General features: G+C 42.4%; 15 protein-coding genes. 4 read left to right on the top strand and 11 right to left on the bottom strand.

Annotated features, from left to right (window positions below):
* Positions 1–2 precede the first annotated feature (2 nt).
* From MHB37_RS14000 to MHB37_RS13965, 8 genes are all read right to left on the bottom strand, one after another.
* Entirely contained in the window at positions 3–1,409 is a 1,407-nt protein-coding gene (locus tag MHB37_RS14000) for a GNAT family N-acetyltransferase (RefSeq protein ID WP_405169509.1), read from the bottom strand.
* 171 nt (positions 1,410–1,580) lie between these two features.
* A complete protein-coding gene (locus MHB37_RS13995) occupies positions 1,581–2,279 on the bottom strand; it encodes a hypothetical protein (protein ID WP_405169508.1) in 699 nt (232 codons plus the stop codon).
* A gap of 1,124 nt (positions 2,280–3,403) precedes the next feature.
* Entirely contained in the window at positions 3,404–4,387 is a 984-nt protein-coding gene (locus MHB37_RS13990) for an ROK family protein (RefSeq protein ID WP_405169507.1), read from the bottom strand.
* 16 nt (positions 4,388–4,403) lie between these two features.
* A complete protein-coding gene (locus tag MHB37_RS13985) occupies positions 4,404–5,090 on the bottom strand; it encodes an N-acetylmannosamine-6-phosphate 2-epimerase (RefSeq protein WP_339282016.1) in 687 nt (228 codons plus the stop codon).
* A 2-nt stretch (positions 5,091–5,092) separates the two neighbouring features.
* Positions 5,093–6,016 carry a dihydrodipicolinate synthase family protein gene (locus MHB37_RS13980; protein WP_405169506.1) on the bottom strand — a complete coding sequence of 308 codons (924 nt, stop codon included), beginning with the start codon at positions 6,014–6,016 and terminating at the stop codon, positions 5,093–5,095.
* A 58-nt stretch (positions 6,017–6,074) separates the two neighbouring features.
* Positions 6,075–6,962, bottom strand: coding sequence for a carbohydrate ABC transporter permease (locus tag MHB37_RS13975; RefSeq protein WP_051491452.1), 888 nt, complete (start codon positions 6,960–6,962; stop codon positions 6,075–6,077).
* A 12-nt stretch (positions 6,963–6,974) separates the two neighbouring features.
* Positions 6,975–7,823, bottom strand: a complete 849-nt coding sequence (locus MHB37_RS13970; protein WP_052097471.1) for a carbohydrate ABC transporter permease — start codon at positions 7,821–7,823, stop codon at positions 6,975–6,977.
* 129 nt (positions 7,824–7,952) lie between these two features.
* Positions 7,953–9,344, bottom strand: coding sequence for an ABC transporter substrate-binding protein (locus MHB37_RS13965; RefSeq protein ID WP_076183515.1), 1,392 nt, complete (start codon positions 9,342–9,344; stop codon positions 7,953–7,955).
* 262 nt (positions 9,345–9,606) lie between these two features.
* On the opposite strand from MHB37_RS13965, the gene MHB37_RS13960 reads away from it, so the two are divergent.
* Positions 9,607–11,235, top strand: coding sequence for a response regulator (locus MHB37_RS13960; protein ID WP_405169505.1), 1,629 nt, complete (start codon positions 9,607–9,609; stop codon positions 11,233–11,235).
* 5 nt (positions 11,236–11,240) lie between these two features.
* Entirely contained in the window at positions 11,241–13,046 is a 1,806-nt protein-coding gene (locus tag MHB37_RS13955; RefSeq protein WP_076275825.1) for a sensor histidine kinase, read from the top strand.
* A 2-nt stretch (positions 13,047–13,048) separates the two neighbouring features.
* On the opposite strand, the gene MHB37_RS13950 is transcribed toward MHB37_RS13955, so the two are convergent.
* Positions 13,049–14,620, bottom strand: a complete 1,572-nt coding sequence (locus MHB37_RS13950) for an ABC-F family ATP-binding cassette domain-containing protein (RefSeq protein WP_405169504.1) — start codon at positions 14,618–14,620, stop codon at positions 13,049–13,051.
* A gap of 167 nt (positions 14,621–14,787) precedes the next feature.
* On the opposite strand from MHB37_RS13950, the gene MHB37_RS13945 reads away from it, so the two are divergent.
* Positions 14,788–17,079: a hypothetical protein gene (locus MHB37_RS13945; protein ID WP_405169503.1), complete on the top strand. Its 2,292-nt coding sequence runs from the start codon at positions 14,788–14,790 to the stop codon at positions 17,077–17,079.
* A gap of 1,230 nt (positions 17,080–18,309) precedes the next feature.
* Here MHB37_RS13945 and MHB37_RS13940 read toward each other — a convergent pair.
* Both MHB37_RS13940 and MHB37_RS13935 read right to left on the bottom strand, forming a co-directional pair.
* The gene (locus MHB37_RS13940) at positions 18,310–19,431 is read right to left on the bottom strand and encodes a DUF4179 domain-containing protein (protein WP_405169502.1); all 1,122 of its coding nucleotides are present in this window, start codon (positions 19,429–19,431) and stop codon (positions 18,310–18,312) included.
* Positions 19,424–19,960 carry a sigma-70 family RNA polymerase sigma factor gene (locus tag MHB37_RS13935; RefSeq protein ID WP_036686352.1) on the bottom strand — a complete coding sequence of 179 codons (537 nt, stop codon included), beginning with the start codon at positions 19,958–19,960 and terminating at the stop codon, positions 19,424–19,426. The genes MHB37_RS13940 and MHB37_RS13935 overlap by 8 nt, the downstream gene beginning before the upstream one ends.
* A 224-nt stretch (positions 19,961–20,184) precedes the next feature.
* On the opposite strand from MHB37_RS13935, the gene MHB37_RS13930 reads away from it, so the two are divergent.
* Positions 20,185–20,568, top strand: coding sequence for a helix-turn-helix domain-containing protein (locus MHB37_RS13930; RefSeq protein ID WP_076125996.1), 384 nt, complete (start codon positions 20,185–20,187; stop codon positions 20,566–20,568).
* Positions 20,569–20,598 lie beyond the last annotated feature (30 nt).

Raw genomic sequence — 20,598 nt, 5'->3', positions numbered from 1 at the left:
TTTTACACTACCAACCCTCGTATAACTTCAAACTCGTCCCTACTGACTTCAACGAACCCGAGTGATGTATATAAATTCGTAGCACGTTCGTTCTCGATCCGATGGCCAATAACGATTTTGTCGCAATGGTGTTCTGCTTTAATATAACGAATTAAGGTATCCATACCCGTTCTGCCTAAACCCCTGTTCTGGTATTTCTGGTCAATCATAAAAGCCATAATCCAATAACTTCCGTCCTCAGGATCTACGCTATACACAGAGAAACCTACCAATTCTTCATCTGCGTATAAAGCGAGCGGGGTCATACCACAATAAGCTGCTTCTGCTAACCAATAGACCACTGGTACAGGAAAAATAGCCTTTTGCTCATCCGATACTTCTAATTGAGTACAAGCGTACCAGTTTTTTTCAGTGATATCCTTCAGCACTATATGTGCTTGAAAGCCGGTTCGTAATCGGTCACAAACTCTTTCTAATTTCAGTTTAAGCTGTTTCGCCCAATCCGGGAAAATAGAATCATCCGTATTCTCCATACACCGAAGTAATCTAGCAAAACTGTATAAGTCTGCAAATCTTTGAAATTCAGGTATCAACTTCATATACTCATCATCCAGCTGCTTAACCGATCTATATCCATTAATAAAATGGTCAATGTTTCTTCTACTCTCATTATCATCCGATTCCGTCAGGTCTCTTAACGCCGATGTAATATCCATCGCAAACCAGTGATACATAGAGTCATCAAAATCGATGGCACTGTAGCGGGATTCTTCTTGCATATAAAAGATATTATCCATCTCAAAATCATAATGTACGAGCCCAGTATGCCCTACTCCAAAAGGAAGCTCTGATAGCCAAGCTTCAATCCGCTCATATTCCTTAAGCGCCTTATGCTCCTCAGGATGCCTGCTCAATACGGAATAAATAAAATTCAATGAATCGACCCAGCTTTTGCGATAAGGTGTGCTCGGTGCATAGGTTTCCGAAAAATTATGCAGACGTGCAAGCGATTGGCCCCATTGATAAAAATGAGGTTCCTTCATCTCATCAAGTGAAACATATTCACCCTGGGCCTGTTCAAAAACTACCCCGTGGTATCGCCCGTGATCCGTTAACAACGTTTCAATCCAATTGCCAGACTTAGAACGCACTGGAGAGACAGTCTCATAACCTTGTTCTAATAAATACATCATAAAATCCAGCTCTGCCTGGATATTGTCTGCAGAATTATCCTCTTCATGAGTAAACCTTAAATAAAAGCGTTTACCATTCCACTGAAAGCTATAAATAAAATTGCTGCTGGCCCTTACCATCTTTAAGGTTCCAGGCTCATGATTCCAATACTTAATCATCTCTTTAGCAGGAAGATCGTTCTCCGTTCCCCGCACCATGTTCATTAAAGTCATCATTGTCCGATAGTGCCTCCTGCTTCATGACGGATTTGATTTTGGGTCCCCCCATTAACATTATCGGTAAATTATTCTATTAAATCAAGGGAATTTAATAGGCAGAGCTTTTGCTCTTCCACCATATCTATAGCATTTTATAAAAAAACACTTTTCTAATTAGGACTATATAATTCACTGTGCCGGAGCAAATCTCCGACCAAGCGACTCATCGTCCTCTACCCAGTCATATTTCAGAATAAGCGGAGCAGGTACAATAGTCTCCAGTTGCTCTACACTCTCCCGCACATCATCATCAAAGTATCCTATAGCAAGTACAAGGGAAGAGATCAAGTTAGACAAAGATCTGGCGCTTTCACCAATCGTTTCCCAGTTGAATTTCTCCCCCAGTACTGTTGTCCAACCTTGGGACTGCCCGATGGAGATTTGCAAATGAAGTTCCCATTTAGGCTCCATCTTAGCCGTCCAATAGGAGGACAGGACGTAAATCACGTCATCATTTGCCAAAATCACCGAATGAATGGAACCTTTGATTGCGGTCTCTGCTAAATGCATTCCTTTTTGGAAAAAAATATCAACAACGGAGTAGCTTTCAATCGAGTTATCCATTAAGCGACTTTGAATAACGTTGCCGCATCGGCCGAGAATTGGCTGAGTTATTGCAAAACCTTTAGTTTCCGCTCTCCATAGCTGTTCACCGTCTCGCGTTAAACAAATGAATTCCCCGCCGGTCAAATTTACGTATAAATTACCGTCTGCGCCCAGGGAAGGGCTGGTGTCAACGTAGCTTTCCTCCGGTTGGTATATCCATTTCACTTCGCCATCCGGAGCAATGGCCTGCCATACGGCACACCATCCACTGCGGTCTTCCAATTTATCCGGCCGTTTTCGTCAACCGAAATGAGCTGATTATCTCGAATGCTATTGGTCGCAACCAAAATGGAGGCTGGGGTGATCAGCGGGGGGAGACATAAGGGATGCCTTAGTCTCCAATAGCAGCTCCACGGTGTCAGATTCAAAGCAAACCCGAAACAGTTTGCCGTATTGATGATTAAGCTCAAAATCACCCTGCCCCACAGCTAAAATGGCTCTCCCTTGTTCATCCACTGTAAACGAGCTTAATCCATATGAAAAATCCGGCCGCCCCGAGTCAACAACTCGCTTCAAAACTGAAAGCGATGTTGGAGCTCTGAATCGGGATTGTCTGGTCCAATTCGCCTCAATGGGATGAATGGCTAATGGACGATAGCTGCCTTGTTAAAAACCGCCTATTCCTTCGTTGTTATTATAATCGACCATATTTTTCCCATCCTTTGTTATATAAGTTAAGGGATACAAACTGGAAAATTTGTATCCCTTAAGCCTAATTAAAATCTTAGCTAGGCTGGTTTGGTCAAACAAGTTATCCGAGCCGGACCAGTTAAGGTCGAATTTCCCCGAGTCTTTGGACACATTGAATTCGTCGTAGCGATATCGTGTGATATGCTCACATTAATGAATCATCATCATAAATTCAACGTAAAAAGCGAAAAACTGCTTCCCATAACATGGGTTTGATGTGTTGATGGTTGAACGAAGGGTTCATTCGGCAGTGGGTACTGGGGCGGGCTATAACTAATAAAAGAAACCACATGGAGTATTATTCACATGTGGTTCTAACTTAATTATTTAAAAAATTAATCAATCCCAAAACACTAATCAATCTTCAATGGCTCAATTACACCGGATCTCAGGGGAATCTGAGAAATAGAATAAATGTATTCTATACAGTTATTTCGTAGGCGAATGCAATCATTTTGACTTTAGTTGCATTTTCTACAACTAAAAACACGAGAAGCCACCACTAAGGCTGTAAATCAAGAATATAGCTGTACAAAATACACTTATACCCATCGGCTGGAGGGATTCGAGAAATATAGTTGTACAATGTACAATTAAACTCGCTTCTACGTATTGCTCCCCGTGATTTTCTATACAGATAGATGGTGAATAGCCCCTTATAGCTCTGCTCTCTTTACTTTATCGGGACTATACTCCCACATCTGCAGCCCCGCACCGATCATTCCACATAAATTACCATAATAGGCTGCTTCAATACGAACATTTCCCAGCATCGATGGCATTACTCTGCCCTTTACTTCCCTTCTAATGCCTTCAAACAAAAGTTCGCCTGCTTCAGCAACTCCACCGCCAATGACGATGACTTTAGGGTTAAAAATATGGATTAATGAAGCAATCGCGGATCCGAGCGCAGCAATCGTGTCTTCCATTAACGCTGTAGCCAGAGAGTCACCTGCCCGCCATCTCGCTATCACTTCCCGTGAGTCTACGTTCTCTGGGGACTGGTTATGTAATAAAAGCTTGTCGCGCATGCGACGTGCGATACTTGTGCCTGAAGCATACTGCTCCAAGCAGCCTGTTCCACCACAAATGCATGCAGGCCCTTTGAAATCTACAGACATATGGCCTAACTCTCCAGCCCCACCCCAAGAACCGTGGACAAGATGGCCGTCTACGACTATCGCTCCACCCACGCCCGTACCAAGGGCAAGACAGATAAAGTCTTTTACCTCTTTGCCTGAGCCTAAATATTTCTCTGTTAATGCTAATACATTCACGTCATTATCAACGATTACCGGAAGATGAAACTGTGTCTGAAGCAAATCCTTCAAAGCTGTGCCAGCATAGCCAGGGATAAGCTCCGAAGCGGAACGGACACGTCCCGCCTCCCAATCCATTTGCCCTGCTGATCCTACGCCAATTCCTTGGAGTTGAATTCCCGCTTGTTGTGCTGTTATTTCATCCATTAATGTCCGAATAGCTAGTATAATGCGATCCATTGTTTTCGTCTGTCCAGCCAATGTGCTTAGGCTTACAGTATGTAAAACGTCCCCTTGTGAAGAGACGAGTCCGGCATTAATTTTCGTGCCGCCAATATCTACTCCGATCGCATATTCTATATGAGGATCATACCCTTCCATCGCGGACTCACCTCCGTCAGTCATTGAAATCGCTCACGGCCTTAACATATCTCGAAGTGATCAATTGTGGCCTAGTAATTGCACTTCCTACAACAACATAGGATGCCCCCGCATTCTTAGCTTTTGCTGCGTCTTCCGGTGTCCATATCCGTCCTTCCGCAACAACAGGAATGTTCACTAATTTGCTTAATTGTTGAATTAAGACAAGGTCCGGTCCTTCCTGCTGTGTACTGTATGGGGTGTAGCCTGAAAGCGTGGTACCGATGAAATCCACACCTAATTTCTCAGCGGCAAGTCCTTCCTCAAATGTCGAAATATCCGCCATAACCAGCACACCTCTCAGATGTGCATATTCTATTAATGGCTTTACTGACTCTAAGCGTTCTTCCCGATTCGTTACATCAAGCGCAACAATCTCTGCTTTTGCAGAAACAATCGCCTTCACTTCATCTAAGGTTGGTGTTATAAATATGGCTGATCCGGGAATATCCCGTTTAATAAGTCCAATGACCGGTACATTTACTTCTTTTTTGATAGCTACAATATCTGGAACACCATTTGTCCGGATTCCTATAGCTCCTGATTGAACCGCTGCTCTTGCCATTTTAGCCATTGTATCCCCACCATGAAGCGGCTCATGCTCAAGTGCCTGACAGGAAACAATCAGACCTTTCACCGGAAAGATATCACTTATTCGAGTCATTATTAACCCTCTCCCTTCGCTTCAAGAATATAATCTAATATTCTATTGTTCAGAGCTTCCACCCGCTCCTGATCGGAATCCTTAATCGGTAAAAGCGGCATTCTTGGCTGACCTGTTTCAAATCCGCGCACACTAAGGATAGCTTTACACGCACCATATAATGAAGGAAAGGAAAGCAATTCAACAATGAGATCATTGATGATAAACTGCCATTTCTGCGCCTCAGCCATCTCTCCTTGCACATAACATTGTTCCACTTTTAGGAATAACTCGGGCATCACCCCATAAGTTCCACCAATCCCGCCATCTGCCCCAATACTGCGGCCCGCCAAATACTGCTCATCTGGTCCATTTAAGACTAGAAAATCCTTCCCGCCTGCGGCTTTAAATTGCTGAAGCTCAAACGTGCTCTCCGCCGAAATTTTCACCCCGATTACTTTATCCTGAGCTGCCATCTTAATCAGCAAGCTTTTCGATAATTGAAAGCCTGTAGTTTGCGGGATGTGATAGATAATAAATGGAAGCGCCGTACTATCAATAATCGCCTGCCAATGACTTTCAACACTTTCCGGTGACAGACGATAATAGATCGCTGGAACAGCCGATACGGCATGTGCGCCAACTTTCTCAGCATGGATAGCTAGTTCAACACTGTCTCTTGTAGATGGGGCACCCACGTGAGCAATGATTGTAAGCTCTTTTCCAACCTCTGCTATAACTGCCTCGAGCATTTGTTTGCGTTCTTCTACAGATTGCAGCATACCTTCGCCAGAGCTTCCGCCAACATAAAGACCTTTTACTCCCGTAGAAGCATACTGACGAGCTAATTTCCGGGCTGCTTCTTTATCGATTTCCCCCTCAGCATCATAACTGGAGTACATAGCAATAATAATGCCTTTAAAGGATTCAAGATCATATGATTTCATAAATTACAGCCTCCATCGTTTAATTCATTACTATTAATTTTCGTTGTTATAGGAATAATTAGCCTTTTACAGCCCCCATAGTAATCCCTTGGGTAAAGGCTTTTTGGAACATTAGAAAAATTGCAATCATAGGAATAGAGGCTAACGCAGCACCCGCCATAAGCAGTCCATAGTTTGTTGTGAATTCACCCCGAAGAGTCGCTACCCCAAGTGGTAATGTCATCATTGAAGTCGATCTGGTCATGATCAGCTGACTGAAATAATCATTCCAAGAAGTGATGAAGGTAAAGATTGCCAGTGCCCCTATTGCAGGCTTTAACAAAGGTAAAATGATGGTTCCGAACAAACGAATCTCAGAGCTGCCATCTATTTTGGCTGCTTCAATTAATTCTCCTGGAATGGTCTGCGCGAACTGCTTCATTAGAAAGACTCCAAATGGCCAGCCAATCGCCGGTAAAATAAGCCCTTTATACGTGTTGACCCACCCAAAATCTGCAAGCATCGTAAACAGCGGGACAAGAATAACTTGCTTAGGCAATGCCATAGCGGCAACAAACATCGTAAAGATAATCCCTCGGCCAGGAAAAGACTTTTTGGCAAGCACATAACCAGCACAGGAAGAAACGATACAAATCGCTGCCATTTCGCAAAAAGCAATGATGAAACTGTTAAACATCCAGCGCTCAACGGGATTCTTAAATAACTCGGTCCAGTTTTGCAGAGTCGGCTTAGCCGGAAACCATTCCGGGGGGATCGTTGTTGCTACAGTCTGAAGCTTAAATGCCCCTGAAACCACCCAATAAAAAGGGAAGATAAAAAACAACGTTGCTAGAATCAACAGGATGGTCGCTAATATTTTTGGAATCGTCAATTCTTTTTTCCATTTGCTTACTTTCTTAGATTGGCCAATAGGTGCTCTCAGTTCTAACGGATTCGTAGAATTCATGATGTCCCCTCCTTAATACTCAACATCACTGCCAAAGTATTTGAATTGAATGATAGAAATGATCCCGATCACAATCGCAAGGATGACACCCATCGCCGAGGCATATCCAAAATGACCGAGCATAAAGGCTTGTTCATAAACGCCATACATAACAGTCGATGTGCTATACACAGGTCCACCCGAGGTGAGCAACTGAATTAGCGCAAAACATTGAAAGGTGTTGATCGTGGTAATCACGATAATATATAAGTTCGTTGGCATTAGCATTGGCCATAATATTTTCCGGAAAATCTGCCAAGGCGTCGCTCGATCAATCTCAGCTGCTTCTATGTAAGAAGTAGGAATGTTCCCAATAGATGCCACATATAAAATGATCGGCTGCCCAACAGAGGTCGTTATCAGAACCACGATAATTGCAAGCAGTGCAGTCCTCGTATCTCCTAACCAGGATATAGGCTCCATTCCCAAAAAGCTGGTTAAATAATTTAGAATCCCATAGTTCGGATGATAAATCCAGCCCCAAACGACTGTGATGCTTACAACCGAGGATACAGCCGGCAAATAGAACACTCCACGGAAAAACGATCTGGCAAACTCTTTTTTCTTATAAATATTCATAGAGATAAATAACGAGAAAATAATAACGATGGGTACGGTGATGAGTACAAGCAATAATGTATTTCCCATCGACTTCCTGAAGTTATCATCTTTTATTAAGGAGATATAATTATCGAGGCCAATAAAGCTAAAATCTCTCAACGAATAATCGAAGAAACTAATATAGACCCCTTTCACCATCGGATAAGCTACAAAAAGCAGGAAAAACCCAAATGCCGGCACTAAAAAGAGATAACTCATCATCCAGTCGCGAATCACATAACCTTTTATTTTGCGAACCGTTGTCCCCACAGTCCTTCCCCATTTCTTCGATGATTTAAAAAGAAAAGAGTGCTTCCCGCACTCTATTCTTTTGGACACCATTCACTTTTTTTATTTCATTGCAGCCTTTGCTTTCGTAATCGCTTCGTTTGCTTTTGCAGCAAAGCTGTCCAAAGCTTCTTTTCCGGTTGCTCCTCCAGTTAAAGCACGTTGTAATTCAGGGAACCAGAAAGTACGAATATCAGCATATCCATCGGCAATGGTAGGTGCATCTGTTGTGAATTTACGAGCATACTCAGCGTATTTGTACTCTGCATCATCATAGAGGCCTGTAATCGAATTACGAACAGACAGACCACCTGTTTGAATCAAGTTTTTCTTCCCCCATACAGGATCATTAGCAATAAAATCAATCAGCTTCTTAGAAGCTGCAATCTTAGCTTCATCACCATTATTGAATACCGCCATACCGCCGAGGTAAGGTTCAAGCTTAGGTTCCGATCCATCTAAAGTTGGGAATGGAAGCAGAACATCTTCGAATTCAACCATTTTTTTAGATACGTTCTGAGCTTTAAGTACTGCAGAATAGTTGAGTGTAAAGGCTAATTTCCCTTGTAAAAATAAGTCGTTCACGTCAGCAGCCGCAAGGGAAGCCGCACCAGAAACGCTAAGTTTATCTTTTGTAGCTTGAACGATCCAGTCCAACGCTTTCGCAGCATTATCAGTATTGATAGCGACTGCGGAATTATCTTCATTTAGAAATCTGGATACACCTAAGTTAGCAAGATATGCACGAGTTCCTTGATCTCCAGCCTGGCTCTTCGCGAAGAATCCGGTAGGAATAACATCAGGTGCTTTTTCTTTAACAGCTTCCAGCGCTTTCTTATATTCTTCAAACGTCCAAGTTCGGTCTTCCTTATCCAGAGGAAGCAAATCTAGCGCGCCAATCTTCTCAAAAACGGTCTTGTTTACCGCCATCATAAAAGGAGCTGTATTGATCGGGTACATAAAGATCTCTTCGCCAACACTAGACTGTTTCCAAAAGGCTTCCGAAATATCATTTTTCACTTCATCGGTCACCATATCATTAAGAGGTGCTAATAAGTCCTTTTTACCCCAGTCAATAATCCGTCCAGGAGCATCATAAATTACATCAGGTGCGGTATTCGAAGCAATTGCCACATTCAGTTTTTCAGGGCCGCCTTCAAAGGTGATCATCTCAAGGTTGACTTTAATTTCCGGATTCTTCTCATTAAAAGCTGCAATGATTTCCTTCTCATATTTGCCAACTTCACCATCTAAAGCTTGAAAGCTCGGAAAATTCCACCATGTTATTTCTACTGGTTTAGCAGCAGTCTCAGTAGCCGCGGGCTCACTCTTATCAGTATTATTACTTGGTTCATTGGCGGAATTCGCTGTATTCGTATTTCCGCATGCAACTAACTGTGTACCTAAAAGTGCGACACCAACAATGCTCATTAGCCCTTTTTTCATTGCTCTCATGTGCTACCCCCTATTATTTTTGTGGAATAGAATGCTTTCTCATTCCTTGCGCTAATCATAAATCAATTATAAATTCAGGAGAATCCCACTCCTTTTACATTTAGGGTCGTATTCTGACCTATACCTTCTTTCAGCCCCTCTTCAATGTTATAATACATTACATATTTCACCTATAATTATTTTAATTTTTAGCTTATAACTTACATTTGATGATATCGTTGTTGAAAAATCCACTATAAATCTAGTCTTCCGGAGGGATTTCATGTACAAGCTTATGATTGTAGAGGATGAACCGTTAATACGGACGGGATTAAAACATTACTTTTCGTGGCAGGAGCTTGGTGTTCAGAGTATTGTTGAAGCGGAGAATGGAAAAGAAGGCGTCGCTACCGCACTACGTGAGCAGCCAGATTTAGTGATCACTGATATTCGCATGCCCGAAATGGATGGTCTTCAGATGATAGAAGAGCTTCGCCAATTCCTTCCTGATACTTTGTTTATTATTTTGACAGGATTTAATGATTTCGAATACGCTCAACGAGCCATCAAACTTGGGAGTGTGCATGCTTTTTTACTCAAACCTCTGGAATATGAAGAAAGCCTAACCGTGATTCAAGAATGCATGAACAAGCTGCAACTTAAACAACAAGAACAAAGGAAACGTTCTACTCTGGAAGGCTCACAACTTATAAAGCTACTACTCGAAGAAGAACAACCTGCAATTAACACTAATTTAATCGCTGAATTATGTAGTTTCAAAAGTAAACATTATCTGTATCTCCCTTTTGTTTTGGCAGGTTTCCCTATCAGAGAAACACCTTCACCATCCACAAGGTGGATGCGAGAACAGGCGACTAAGTTCATACATCTTGCAACGGAGGCCTATCTCCCGGCAAGTCTGCCACGATCTATTTTTACATATGCTGCTAAATCCAAACTATACGGGCTAATAGTCATGGGATCACAGACTGCAACGAGCATTGTCCCTTTTGAGACCCAAGTACTTACTGAACTCGATCAGTATTTGAACAAGCTTACGTTAGAACATCATCTTGCCCTTTATCTTGCCATAGGTACAGTGACGAACGAACTGTCTCAAATCACTTCATTACTTCACGAGTCTGAAAAGCTGTTATATCAACGCTTCTATCAGAATGAACGGAATATATTCCATATCTCTTCTATAAAGGCAGGCGCCACAACTACTAAACCAACACTTATTCAACTAGATGACAACGATAAGAAACGAATAATCTCCTGCATCGAAAATGCCAATAAACAAGAAATTCTACAATTAATGCAACGATTAGCACAAGATATTTTGCATAAAGCAGATGGCCCTTCACCTGATCTATGGCTTGCGTATGTACAAGAAATCATAAGTGTCATTATCCGCTTCGCTAATAAAAACCACATTCATAGGGATGGTGTGTACAGTGATAAACTATTAAACCTTACTTTTGTTGAGGATTTTCACTCCCTTGAGGTCATGTTCGAGTGGCTAGGGAATTGGATGGTTCATCTGGGGAACATATATACCGAAGGTCTGACGGATAACCATCAGCAGGATGTGATTATCTTTGAACATATTAAATCCTTCATTAGAGCTAATATTGATCAAGATATTACTCTACAAATGGTAGCGGATCGCTTTTTCTATAACCCTTCTTATTTAAGCCGTCTGTTCAAAAGAAAACTCGATAAGAACTATATGCGATTTGTAACCGAAATCCGTATGGAATACGCGCAGGAATGCTTAAAAAAACCGGAAATTCTAGTGACCGATGTCTGCACAATGTGTGGTTACAAGAGCTATAAGCATTTCGTTAAAACGTTCCGGCTCTTCACCAACATGACCCCATCAGACTATAGAAAACAATCGGGGTGGTAAGCAAAATGATGCAAATAAACCAGCCAAAAAAACGCTATCGGATGCGGCATGTCAATCGGCAGATTTTTGTGCTGATGATCCTGACCATTACTATTCCTTTGCTGATTATATCCGCGATTATCTATATTTTTTCAAATCAAGCCGTCAAAAATGAATATCAAAGCAGCTCTAATCTCATCCTTAATAATCTTTCTTTCAACATCGACCAGTATCTGCAAAGTATTGAAAAAGGGACCCTTAACGCCCAGGTAGATAGTCAATTACAAACCGCTCTCGAGCATTGGACTATCAACAAAGATAATATCGGGAATGATCTAAGTATTCAGTATGGAAACACGATTGAACAGTTCATCAGCGGGATTGAAATGACGATTAAAAATGTCGACAGTGTGCAGATTTTCGCGGGGTCACGTGTATTCTACTCCGCCAATTTCAATCGTGCGGATTATGATGTGAAGGACTACACCCAAGAGGATTGGTATTTACAGACGCAGCAAAAAAAGGGGGGCGTAATCCTGTTTGGAAGTCATCTCCCCTTCTATCGCACCAATTCCAAACAATCCGTCATCTCCATTGCCAGAGTCATTAATAAAAAAGGAAGCAAGCAGCCCTTAGGTGTCATGTTAATCGATATCCGGCTGGATTCATTACGGGAAATCTTAAAGCTGTCCGAGAATAGCAAGCGGAAATTTATTATTTTAGACGATAAGGGGGGCAACGTTTACAGCTCAGATTCATTGGAGACGAGTCCTTTAGAGCCAGTCCCTATCGACAAACAGGCGCTTAACACTTTTATGAACAATGACGCCGGGAGCTTATATGGTACTTTTGATGACAAGGATTCGTACATAAATTTTGTTACTTCTCCTTACTCCAACTGGAAGGTCATTCAATATATTGATGAAAAAGAGATGACTAAGCAGGCTTCTTTTCTTGGCAAAATCATTTTAACCTTGGCGCTCTTATCGCTTGTCACTGCACTCTTATTTATGTATATCCTCTCTGAACGCGTAACCAAACCTATTATTCTGTTAAGCCGGAAGGTGAAGCTGGTGGGGATGGGGAATTTCGATGTGGATTTGTACAGTAATCGTCAAGATGAATTTGGGGTTCTATATAATGGAATTCGTAAGATGGTTAAGGATTTGCAAAACTATATTGAGCGATCTTCGATGGCCAAGGCTCAACAAAAAGTAGCCCAGTATGGTGCGCTCAAAAGCCAAATCAATCCGCATTTTCTGGCAAATGTCCTTGAATCTATTCAAATGAAAGCCATCATCAATGGACAAAGAGAGATTGGCGAGATGGTGGGGATCGTGGGCAGATTGTTTCGGATTCATATCCAGACTGGGAAAATCACCGTTACCCTGCGCGAAGAACTTGAGCATGTCCGGCTATATGTGAAGATTCAGCAGTTGCGTTTTGGGGATAAATTACAGTACATGGAGCAGCTAGATCCGCAATGCGAGATCGTTAAGGTCATGCACTTCTCCTTGCAGCCCATCGTAGAGAATGCTATTGTACATGGCCTAGAAAGCCGCAGTGAACCAGGTCTGCTTGAGGTATCCTCGGTGATATCGGGGGAGGATATGCTGATTATCGTTAAAGATAACGGCATTGGCATCGAGGAAGAGAAACTTAAACAGCTGCGTTTCCGTCTCTCTCAACCCTCAGATACCTTAGATGAAGAACATATTGGCATTAAAAATGTTCATGATCGTATTCAATTTCATTTTGGTGAAAAATATGGAATTGAAATTTCCAGTCACGTAGGTGAAGGAACGACAGTGATCATCCGACTTCCCGCGTAATCCTAAACATTTTGCTCAGTAATGCCTAATTCAGGATCAAAGGTGAGCATTTTCGTCGCTATTTTATCAATAAAAAACCGATCATGACTAACTGTTACTACAGCGCCAGGAAAATGAATCAACGCCTGCTCCATCACCTGAATACTGGTTAAATCCAAATGGTTAGTGGGCTCATCTAAAATAATGACAGCAGCTCCGGAGAGAAGGCATTTCGCTAAAGCCACTCTGGCCTGCTGTCCACCTGAAAGGCTGCCAATCGTTTTACTCAGATCCATTTCCGAGAATTGCAGCATCGCTAGAAATTTATTCACCTTTTTCCGCGGTGCGTCCAGTCCCAGTCCATAAACATTTACGGCATGGCTGACGGTATCTTTATGATCCAGCTCATCCCACATCTGATTAAAGTACGCATAACCGACCCCGCGTTCCCAAGTCACTTCCCCCGATTCCGGTGCTTCTTGTCCAGTCAGTACCTTGATGAGTGTCGACTTTCCGCTGCCGTTCGGACCCACGATAGCTATCCGGTCTTCCTTTTGAATATCGAAGCTAATGTTCTGGAAAATGGAGCGGCCATCATAACTTTGTCCAATCCGCTTCACTTCCCCCAGCTTGTCAGGAAAACGTAAATTACTATAAATATCAGTGATTAATACGTTAACTGGATGAGGTTCCACTCGTTTTTTCATATCCGTTAGCTTACGGGATAGACGGTCCTTAGAAGACTTCTTACTACCACGGTTTTCAATGGCCTCGGACTCCATAAGGAGAAGTTCTTCTTCCCACTCAAATTGCCGATCGAGCACTTTTTTACGCATCTTCTTTTTACGAACGTAATCGGTATAATTGCCTTCATATTCCTGAAAATGATAGTTCTCGATTTCTATCGTCCGCGTGACCACTCTGTCAATAAATTGCCGATCATGAGAAACCAGAAGCATCGCCCCATTGAAACGGTGCAGCCACTGCTCCAACCATACGATCCCTTCCATATCCAAAAAATTAGTAGGCTCATCGAGCAATACAACATCGGGCGCTTCAATTAAGACTTTAGCCAGTGCCGCGCGGTTCCTCCAGCCTCCGGATAACTCCTCTACAGGTTGATGCCGCGATCTCTCATCGAATCCTAATTTAGTCAGCACCGTATTGATTTCCACAGATACATTCCAGCCATCCAAATGCTCCATTTGTTCAAAAAGCTCAGCTTGGCGCTCTAAAAGTGCATTCATCTGGACATCATCCGACACCTGCCCAAGCTGTTCTCCTATTTGGTTAAGCTCCTGTACAATGCGTGCTACCTCTTCGAAGCAAAGTTCTAACTCTTGTTGTACAGACAAAGACCCGGAAAGCTCCGAAAATTGAGAGAAGTAGCTGATCTTCACATTGGGATCTAACTCTACTTTTCCTGCCGTTGGCTCCTCTTTTCCCATGATTAGCTTAAAAACAGTAGATTTACCTGCTCCATTTCGTCCGATTAAGCCAATACGTTCGCCCTTGCTCACACGAAAATAAATATCTCGAAAGATCAATGTATTCTCATATTTCTTAGTTACGTTCTCCATTCGGATTACGCTCAAGTCTATCACTCCTAGTTCGTATAGATCAGAATTCATCGTTGAATACCCAAAAAGCTATTATAGCACTAATTATAAAAAGGACTTTATAATCATATTATTACTTATATTTATTTCCGATATATGTATTTATATTAATATAAATTTATAAATACATAAGGAGGATTACAATGAGTTTGCTAAAATCATTCAAGAAAAATGCGAGTGTTATTATGTGCATTACCCTGCTCTTTTCTCTTTTTATTGTGTATCCGGCAAGTGCTTCTACCTTCTTCCAAGACCGCTTTGAAGAGGGCGATAATCTATGGACATCCACTAGTGGGAATTGGACTATTGTTGAGGACGAAGGCAACAGCGTATATTACCAGTCTGCCACAAAAGAAGGACGTACTTCTGCAGGTGATCCAGCCTGGAGCGATTACACTGTGGAAGCGGATGTAAAAGTTGTTGATTTTAATGGCTCAAACAGAACTTATGTTGCGGGCAGATACATAGATGGAAATAATTTTTATGCAGCTTCTTTGTATAATAATAATGATGGCATGCTGGAAATCAGAAAGAAGGTTTCTGGATCTACTACAACTTTGACCAGCAAACCTTACGCTCTGCAAACAGGAGTTTGGTATAACGTAAAACTCGAAATGAGCGGAAATACCATCAACATGTATGTAAATGATACGCTGGAGCTCTCAGCTTCCGATTCCAAATTAAAAAAAGGTGCAGCAGGGCTCGTTACCTTTAAGACAATTACGATGTTCGACAATGTGACCGTTTCTGACACCATTGGCACTACACCGACACCAACACCTACTGCTACGCCATTACCGACTGTTACACCGATACCGACTTCTTCACCGATACCGACGGCTTCACCGACTCCGACTGTTACACCGATACCGACTTCTTCACCAACGCCTACTGCTTCACCAACACCAACTGCTACGCCGATACCGACTGCTTCACCAACACCAACTGCTACGCCGATACCGACTGCTTCACCAACACCAACTGCTATGCCGACACCGACTTCTTCACCAACGCCTACTGCTACGCCATTACCGACTGCTTCACCAACGTCTACTGCTATACCGACACCGACTGCTTCACCAACGTCGACACCGGTTCAGGTTAGTGAATATGATTTGGCTGGGTTTGCCACAGGAACAACAGGTGGTGGAAATATCCAAGAAACCAGTCCACTCTATAAAAAGGTATATACCGCAGAAGATCTTGCCACTGCACTGAGAAAAGGATCCAAAATAAAGGTTATTGAAATTATGAACGACTTGGATCTGGGATGGAATGAAATTTCTGATGCAGCAAAGATCTCCCCATTTAGCGCTCATAACAATGCTTTAACACATCCCGTATTAATAGAGACTGGTGTCAGCAAAGTGTCTATAGACAACTTCGACGGTTTGACCATTTTCTCTGCTAAGGGTGCAACCATTAAACATGCCGCTTTTACCTTTAAAAGAAGCTCTAACGTCATCATCCGCAACCTTGAATTTGATGAGCTGTGGGAATGGGATGAAGCAACCAAAGGAAATTACGATAAAAACGACTGGGACTACATCACCATTGAGAACAGCAACAACATATGGATCGACCACTGCACCTTCAATAAATCTTATGACGGAGTTGTCGATGTTAAAAAAGGCAGCAACGGCGTCACCATTTCATGGTCATCCTTCTTAGGGGATGATAGAAACGCAAACAGCTGGGTTACTCAGCAAATTAATGCTATGGAAGCCAACAAGGCCGCCTATCCCATGTACGCTTATTTAAGAAGCAGCTCAGTTGGCCTAAGTAAAGACGACATTATTGCGATTGCCGCTAGTCAAAAAAAGGGCCACTTAATAGGCGCAACAGAGTTTGCAGCTGATAATGCGCTTCTTTCTGTAACGCTCCATCACAACTACTATAAAGATATACAAGACCGCATGCCCCGCCTTCGTAGTGGTAATGCGCATGCCTATAACATTGTAATGGACAACGAAGATACTAGATTGGCTAAAAAACGTCTAACTTCCGCTATGGAAAAAGCGATCTCAAGCAAGGGGTATCATTTCGGGGTTACAAGTAACGGAGCCATCTCTACAGAAGGAGGAGCTGTATTACTTGAAAGGTCTGTAATCATTGATGTAGTGTATCCTCTTCGCAACAATCAAGCGGATGCAAGTAATAGCAAATATACGGGTGCAATCGCAGCTTTAGATACGATCTATTCACTAGATGGAGCAACGTTCAGAGGAGACAGTACATCTAAGAACAGCCCTCTCTCCCCTGTACCCGCTGCCGTTAAAGCATTTGCATGGAACGGATTCACAACACTACCTTATAGCTACACTTCAGATGACCCAGCTAGTCTAAAATCTAGACTTACCGCTGTTGACGGCTCAGGGGCAGGCAAATTGTCCTGGTCAAACGAGGAATGGTTGAAAACAAATTACAGCAACTAACTCGACTAACTAATTACTGAACACATACTCCCATAACTACAACGAGAAAAGTTACTGACTTAGTAGTTGCCACACTAGCGTCACCTTTGCACCAAATTAGTGCCATATTAGTGCTACTAGCGCCATATTAACGCCATATTAGCACCACTTTTGTACCGCCGAAATTGCTCAGACGCTCAGACAGTAATTTTACAGTTTAGAGTGTACTATTTACGAGGTCAGACGACGATTTTAGTTTACAGTGCAGTATTTACGAGGTCAGACGACGATTTTACAGTTTATAGTGCAGTATTTACGAGGTCAGATGGTTCGGACTCAGCAGCCCTTATTTCGAAGAATCCGGGCATTTCGCAGTGCTATCGGACTCAGATGCAGCTATTCATCCAATATGCTCAATTTTGGTGTGGATTTAGACCAATAAGAGCTATGCAGTCCGAAAACTCAGCAAAATGGTCAAAAAAGCCAAAATAGTTGCAATACAGTCCGTTAGGAGTGTTACGCGCGTGAGGAACATGAGGAGCATGAGAAACCTGAGGAGCGTTATTAACTTAGTTGCCACATTAGCAACTCTTTTGTACCGCACTAATGCCACTTTTGTTCTGCCGAAATAGCTAAGACGCTCAGACGGTGATTTACAGTTTAAAGTGCAGTATTTACGAGGTCAGATGGCGAGTTTACAGTGCAGTATTTACGAGGCAGATGGTTCGGACACAGGAGCCCTTATTTCGAAGAATCCGGGCATTTCGCAGTGCTATCGGACTCAGATGCAGCTATTCAACCCAATATGCTCAATTTTGGTGTGGATTTAGACCAATAAGAGCTATGCAGTCCGAAAACTAAGCAAATTGGTCCAAAAAGCGAAAATAGCTGCAATATGGTCCGTTAGGAGTGTTACGCGCGTGAGGAACATGAGAAACCTGAGAAACGTGAGGAGCCTGTGAAACGTGAGAAGCGTGAGAAACATGAGGTGCCTGAGGAACATGAGAAACGTGAGGAACATGAGAAGCCTGAGGAACATTAAGCGCCTATGGACCCCGTGAGGAGCATTATGCACATACAGTCCCGATAGGAGCATCAGGAGTTTGTTCTCATTTAACAAGTGGCGTGTTTGGTGTTAAAAGGTAACTCGCAAAGTTAGTATAATGTCCCAACAATAACAAAAAGGCCGCAACCAGCGGCCTTTTTCTATATTACAACTCCCAACGCATATTCACTAATATCGCTTACCGCTCATTTTTCCAGAATATCAATATACTCTTCTTTCTCTCGATCTGCCCCCGCATTAAGTTTCAGTCGCAGTGACTTCGGGTGATCCAACACATTACTGCTGAAGTAACTTATAAATCCATCATCAGATCCACTACCAGAATTCGGATTAATTTTAATGTCGCGCTTCCCAACCTGCGCTGTTAACTCATAGGGGAGCTTTTGAAACAGTTCATTTCGGACGATCCAATCCGTTTGCAATTCCTCATTTATCGTAAATTTGAGCGCTATGCTTAACGGAGAAAGCTCGACTTCGGCTAGTTTTACTTCCTGTCCGTCAATTATGAAGGGGTGGTCTACAACTAATGTCTCCGTCTTCTGCTCCCAAAACTTAGGATCAATAGAGAAGTTCACTTTTAAACGATCCGAATACCGCATGTCGGATAAAACCGTTCCTGTTTTCGGTTTACTTAACATTCCCGGGTCTACAGAGGCAATCTGAAAATCCGCCACTACGTCTGTTGGCCTTGGTCTATTTCGGTCCAGTGAAAATACAGTTTTGCCGAGCCAAGTATATATGGTTCCCTCTGCGTGTGCTCCCATTCCGCCTCTATTCCCATTCTCCTCCATTACATCTCGTCCAGTTTCAGCATCTGTCAGCTTCACACTATTTACACTGTACACTTCCTGACCATCACTTGTTGTCCCTGTATACAGCAGCATGATTTTATTTTCATCAGCAAGCACAGCATTTAGAGTAATTTTATATCCATTTGATTCAGCACTCTTATTAACGATTTGTACATAATCATTCCGGATTGCAGACTCTAGTGTAAGAGCATCAATATCAGCTGCAGCCAATGTTTTAAAAGGCTCCAATACGCCCCAATCGAACGTATCAACACTCGAAGTCCCTTGCTGTGGCAACAGCTGGGTTGGATTGAAGAACAGCAAGCCCGCTATCATCACTGCAGCCGCCAGCACAGACATCGCGCTTTTTGTGAATATTAACCTTCTGCCACGTTTCTTGCCTAATTCCAAACCTGCTTGGATCGCATAGATCTGAGCGGCTGCATTCTCTATTTTTTGTTCTTGTGGGATACGTTCGGCATCGCTTAACATGGCAAGCTCCTCTTGACTACTCATTGTTCCATTCACCCCGATTCTTTATGATGGTTCGCAACTGCTTCAGCCCCTTATGCTGCCAAGTCTTAACCGTCCCCTCGGGTTTATTCATAATGTTAGCGATCTCAGTCAAGGTCATATCGTTGTAGTATTTTAGCAGCAGCACATGGCGATACTTGGGCTTAACCTGCTCGAGTGCCCACAGCATTTCCATCCGATGATGGCCAATGTGTGTGACCTGTTCTCCTATTCTTTCATCTACCAGCGGCATGGAACGTTTTCTCCGTCTTTGTTCATCTATACAGACATAAATTAGAATTCGAATAATCCATGATTTGAATGCTTTGGGGTCCTTTAAAGTTTTTCTTTTAATCCAAGCCCGGCAAGTCATTTCCTGCATCGCTTCTAGCGCATCGTTTCGGTTACGCAAGTAACTATAAGCAATACTGTACAATTGTTCTCTATGTACCAATATCGAATCGTAAAAATCCGTCTCGCTCCGAGTATCAAGAATCGTTACTTTTTTCATTTCTGCATTAGTCATCGTCATGTCCTTCCTTAGCCTCCTCTCTTCAACCTTTCATAGATTAAGACGGGGGAGGTATAGAAACGGTTTTTATTTCGTTTTGCTTTTTTTGCCCAAAGCTCTCTAAATTATAGCATTCTATAAAAATTGAACGAAAAATGTTATGATAGGTTAAATTGGACATAATCAATAGTACGCACTCAAAAGTGCCATAGGTGCTAAAAAGTACCCATACCTTGGAGGTTATCATGACAACAACATCTACAACAACTGTCAAGAAAAAATACAATATTTCTGTTGAAGCCACACTAGAGGTCATCGGAGGGAAATGGAAATGCGTAATTCTATGTCATTTAACTCATGGCAAAAAACGCACCTCCGAGTTAAAACAGTTGATGCCCGGCATTACTCAAAAAATGTTAACCCAGCAGCTACGCGAGCTTGAGGCAGATGGAATCATCAACCGAATTGTTTATAATCAGGTTCCACCAAAAGTAGAATACGAGCTTAGTGAATATGGGGATAGTTTAAGCGATATTTTGACTGCATTATGTAATTGGGGAGAACAACATATCATCAAACAATACGGTGATAAATACGCTGTTTTAGAGGATAACATCTTAAATAAATAAACCGCTATATCAAGGTAATGGTTGGAGATT

Source organism: Paenibacillus sp. FSL H3-0286, assembly GCF_045040705.1.
Classification (GTDB): domain Bacteria; phylum Bacillota; class Bacilli; order Paenibacillales; family Paenibacillaceae; genus Paenibacillus_AQ; species Paenibacillus_AQ odorifer.
Note: the sequence above shows the minus strand (reverse complement) of the source record. Positions and strands in the feature narration are given on the sequence as shown.

What these genes read in the sequence shown, in the direction of transcription:
- MHB37_RS14000 (WP_405169509.1), bottom strand. Translation starts at nt 1,409, where the DNA reads ATGATGACTTTAATGAACATGGTGCGGGGAACGGAGAACGATCTTCCT.
- MHB37_RS13990 (WP_405169507.1), bottom strand. Translation starts at nt 4,387, where the DNA reads ATGGAAGGGTATGATCCTCATATAGAATATGCGATCGGAGTAGATATT.
- MHB37_RS13985 (WP_339282016.1), bottom strand. Translation starts at nt 5,090, where the DNA reads ATGACTCGAATAAGTGATATCTTTCCGGTGAAAGGTCTGATTGTTTCC.
- MHB37_RS13980 (WP_405169506.1), bottom strand. Translation starts at nt 6,016, where the DNA reads ATGAAATCATATGATCTTGAATCCTTTAAAGGCATTATTATTGCTATG.
- MHB37_RS13975 (WP_051491452.1), bottom strand. Translation starts at nt 6,962, where the DNA reads ATGAATTCTACGAATCCGTTAGAACTGAGAGCACCTATTGGCCAATCT.
- MHB37_RS13970 (WP_052097471.1), bottom strand. Translation starts at nt 7,823, where the DNA reads ATGATGAGTTATCTCTTTTTAGTGCCGGCATTTGGGTTTTTCCTGCTT.
- MHB37_RS13965 (WP_076183515.1), bottom strand. Translation starts at nt 9,344, where the DNA reads ATGAGAGCAATGAAAAAAGGGCTAATGAGCATTGTTGGTGTCGCACTT.
- MHB37_RS13960 (WP_405169505.1), top strand. Translation starts at nt 9,607, where the DNA reads ATGTACAAGCTTATGATTGTAGAGGATGAACCGTTAATACGGACGGGA.
- MHB37_RS13955 (WP_076275825.1), top strand. Translation starts at nt 11,241, where the DNA reads ATGATGCAAATAAACCAGCCAAAAAAACGCTATCGGATGCGGCATGTC.
- MHB37_RS13945 (WP_405169503.1), top strand. Translation starts at nt 14,788, where the DNA reads ATGAGTTTGCTAAAATCATTCAAGAAAAATGCGAGTGTTATTATGTGC.
- MHB37_RS13940 (WP_405169502.1), bottom strand. Translation starts at nt 19,431, where the DNA reads ATGAGTAGTCAAGAGGAGCTTGCCATGTTAAGCGATGCCGAACGTATC.
- MHB37_RS13935 (WP_036686352.1), bottom strand. Translation starts at nt 19,960, where the DNA reads ATGACGATGACTAATGCAGAAATGAAAAAAGTAACGATTCTTGATACT.
- MHB37_RS13930 (WP_076125996.1), top strand. Translation starts at nt 20,185, where the DNA reads ATGACAACAACATCTACAACAACTGTCAAGAAAAAATACAATATTTCT.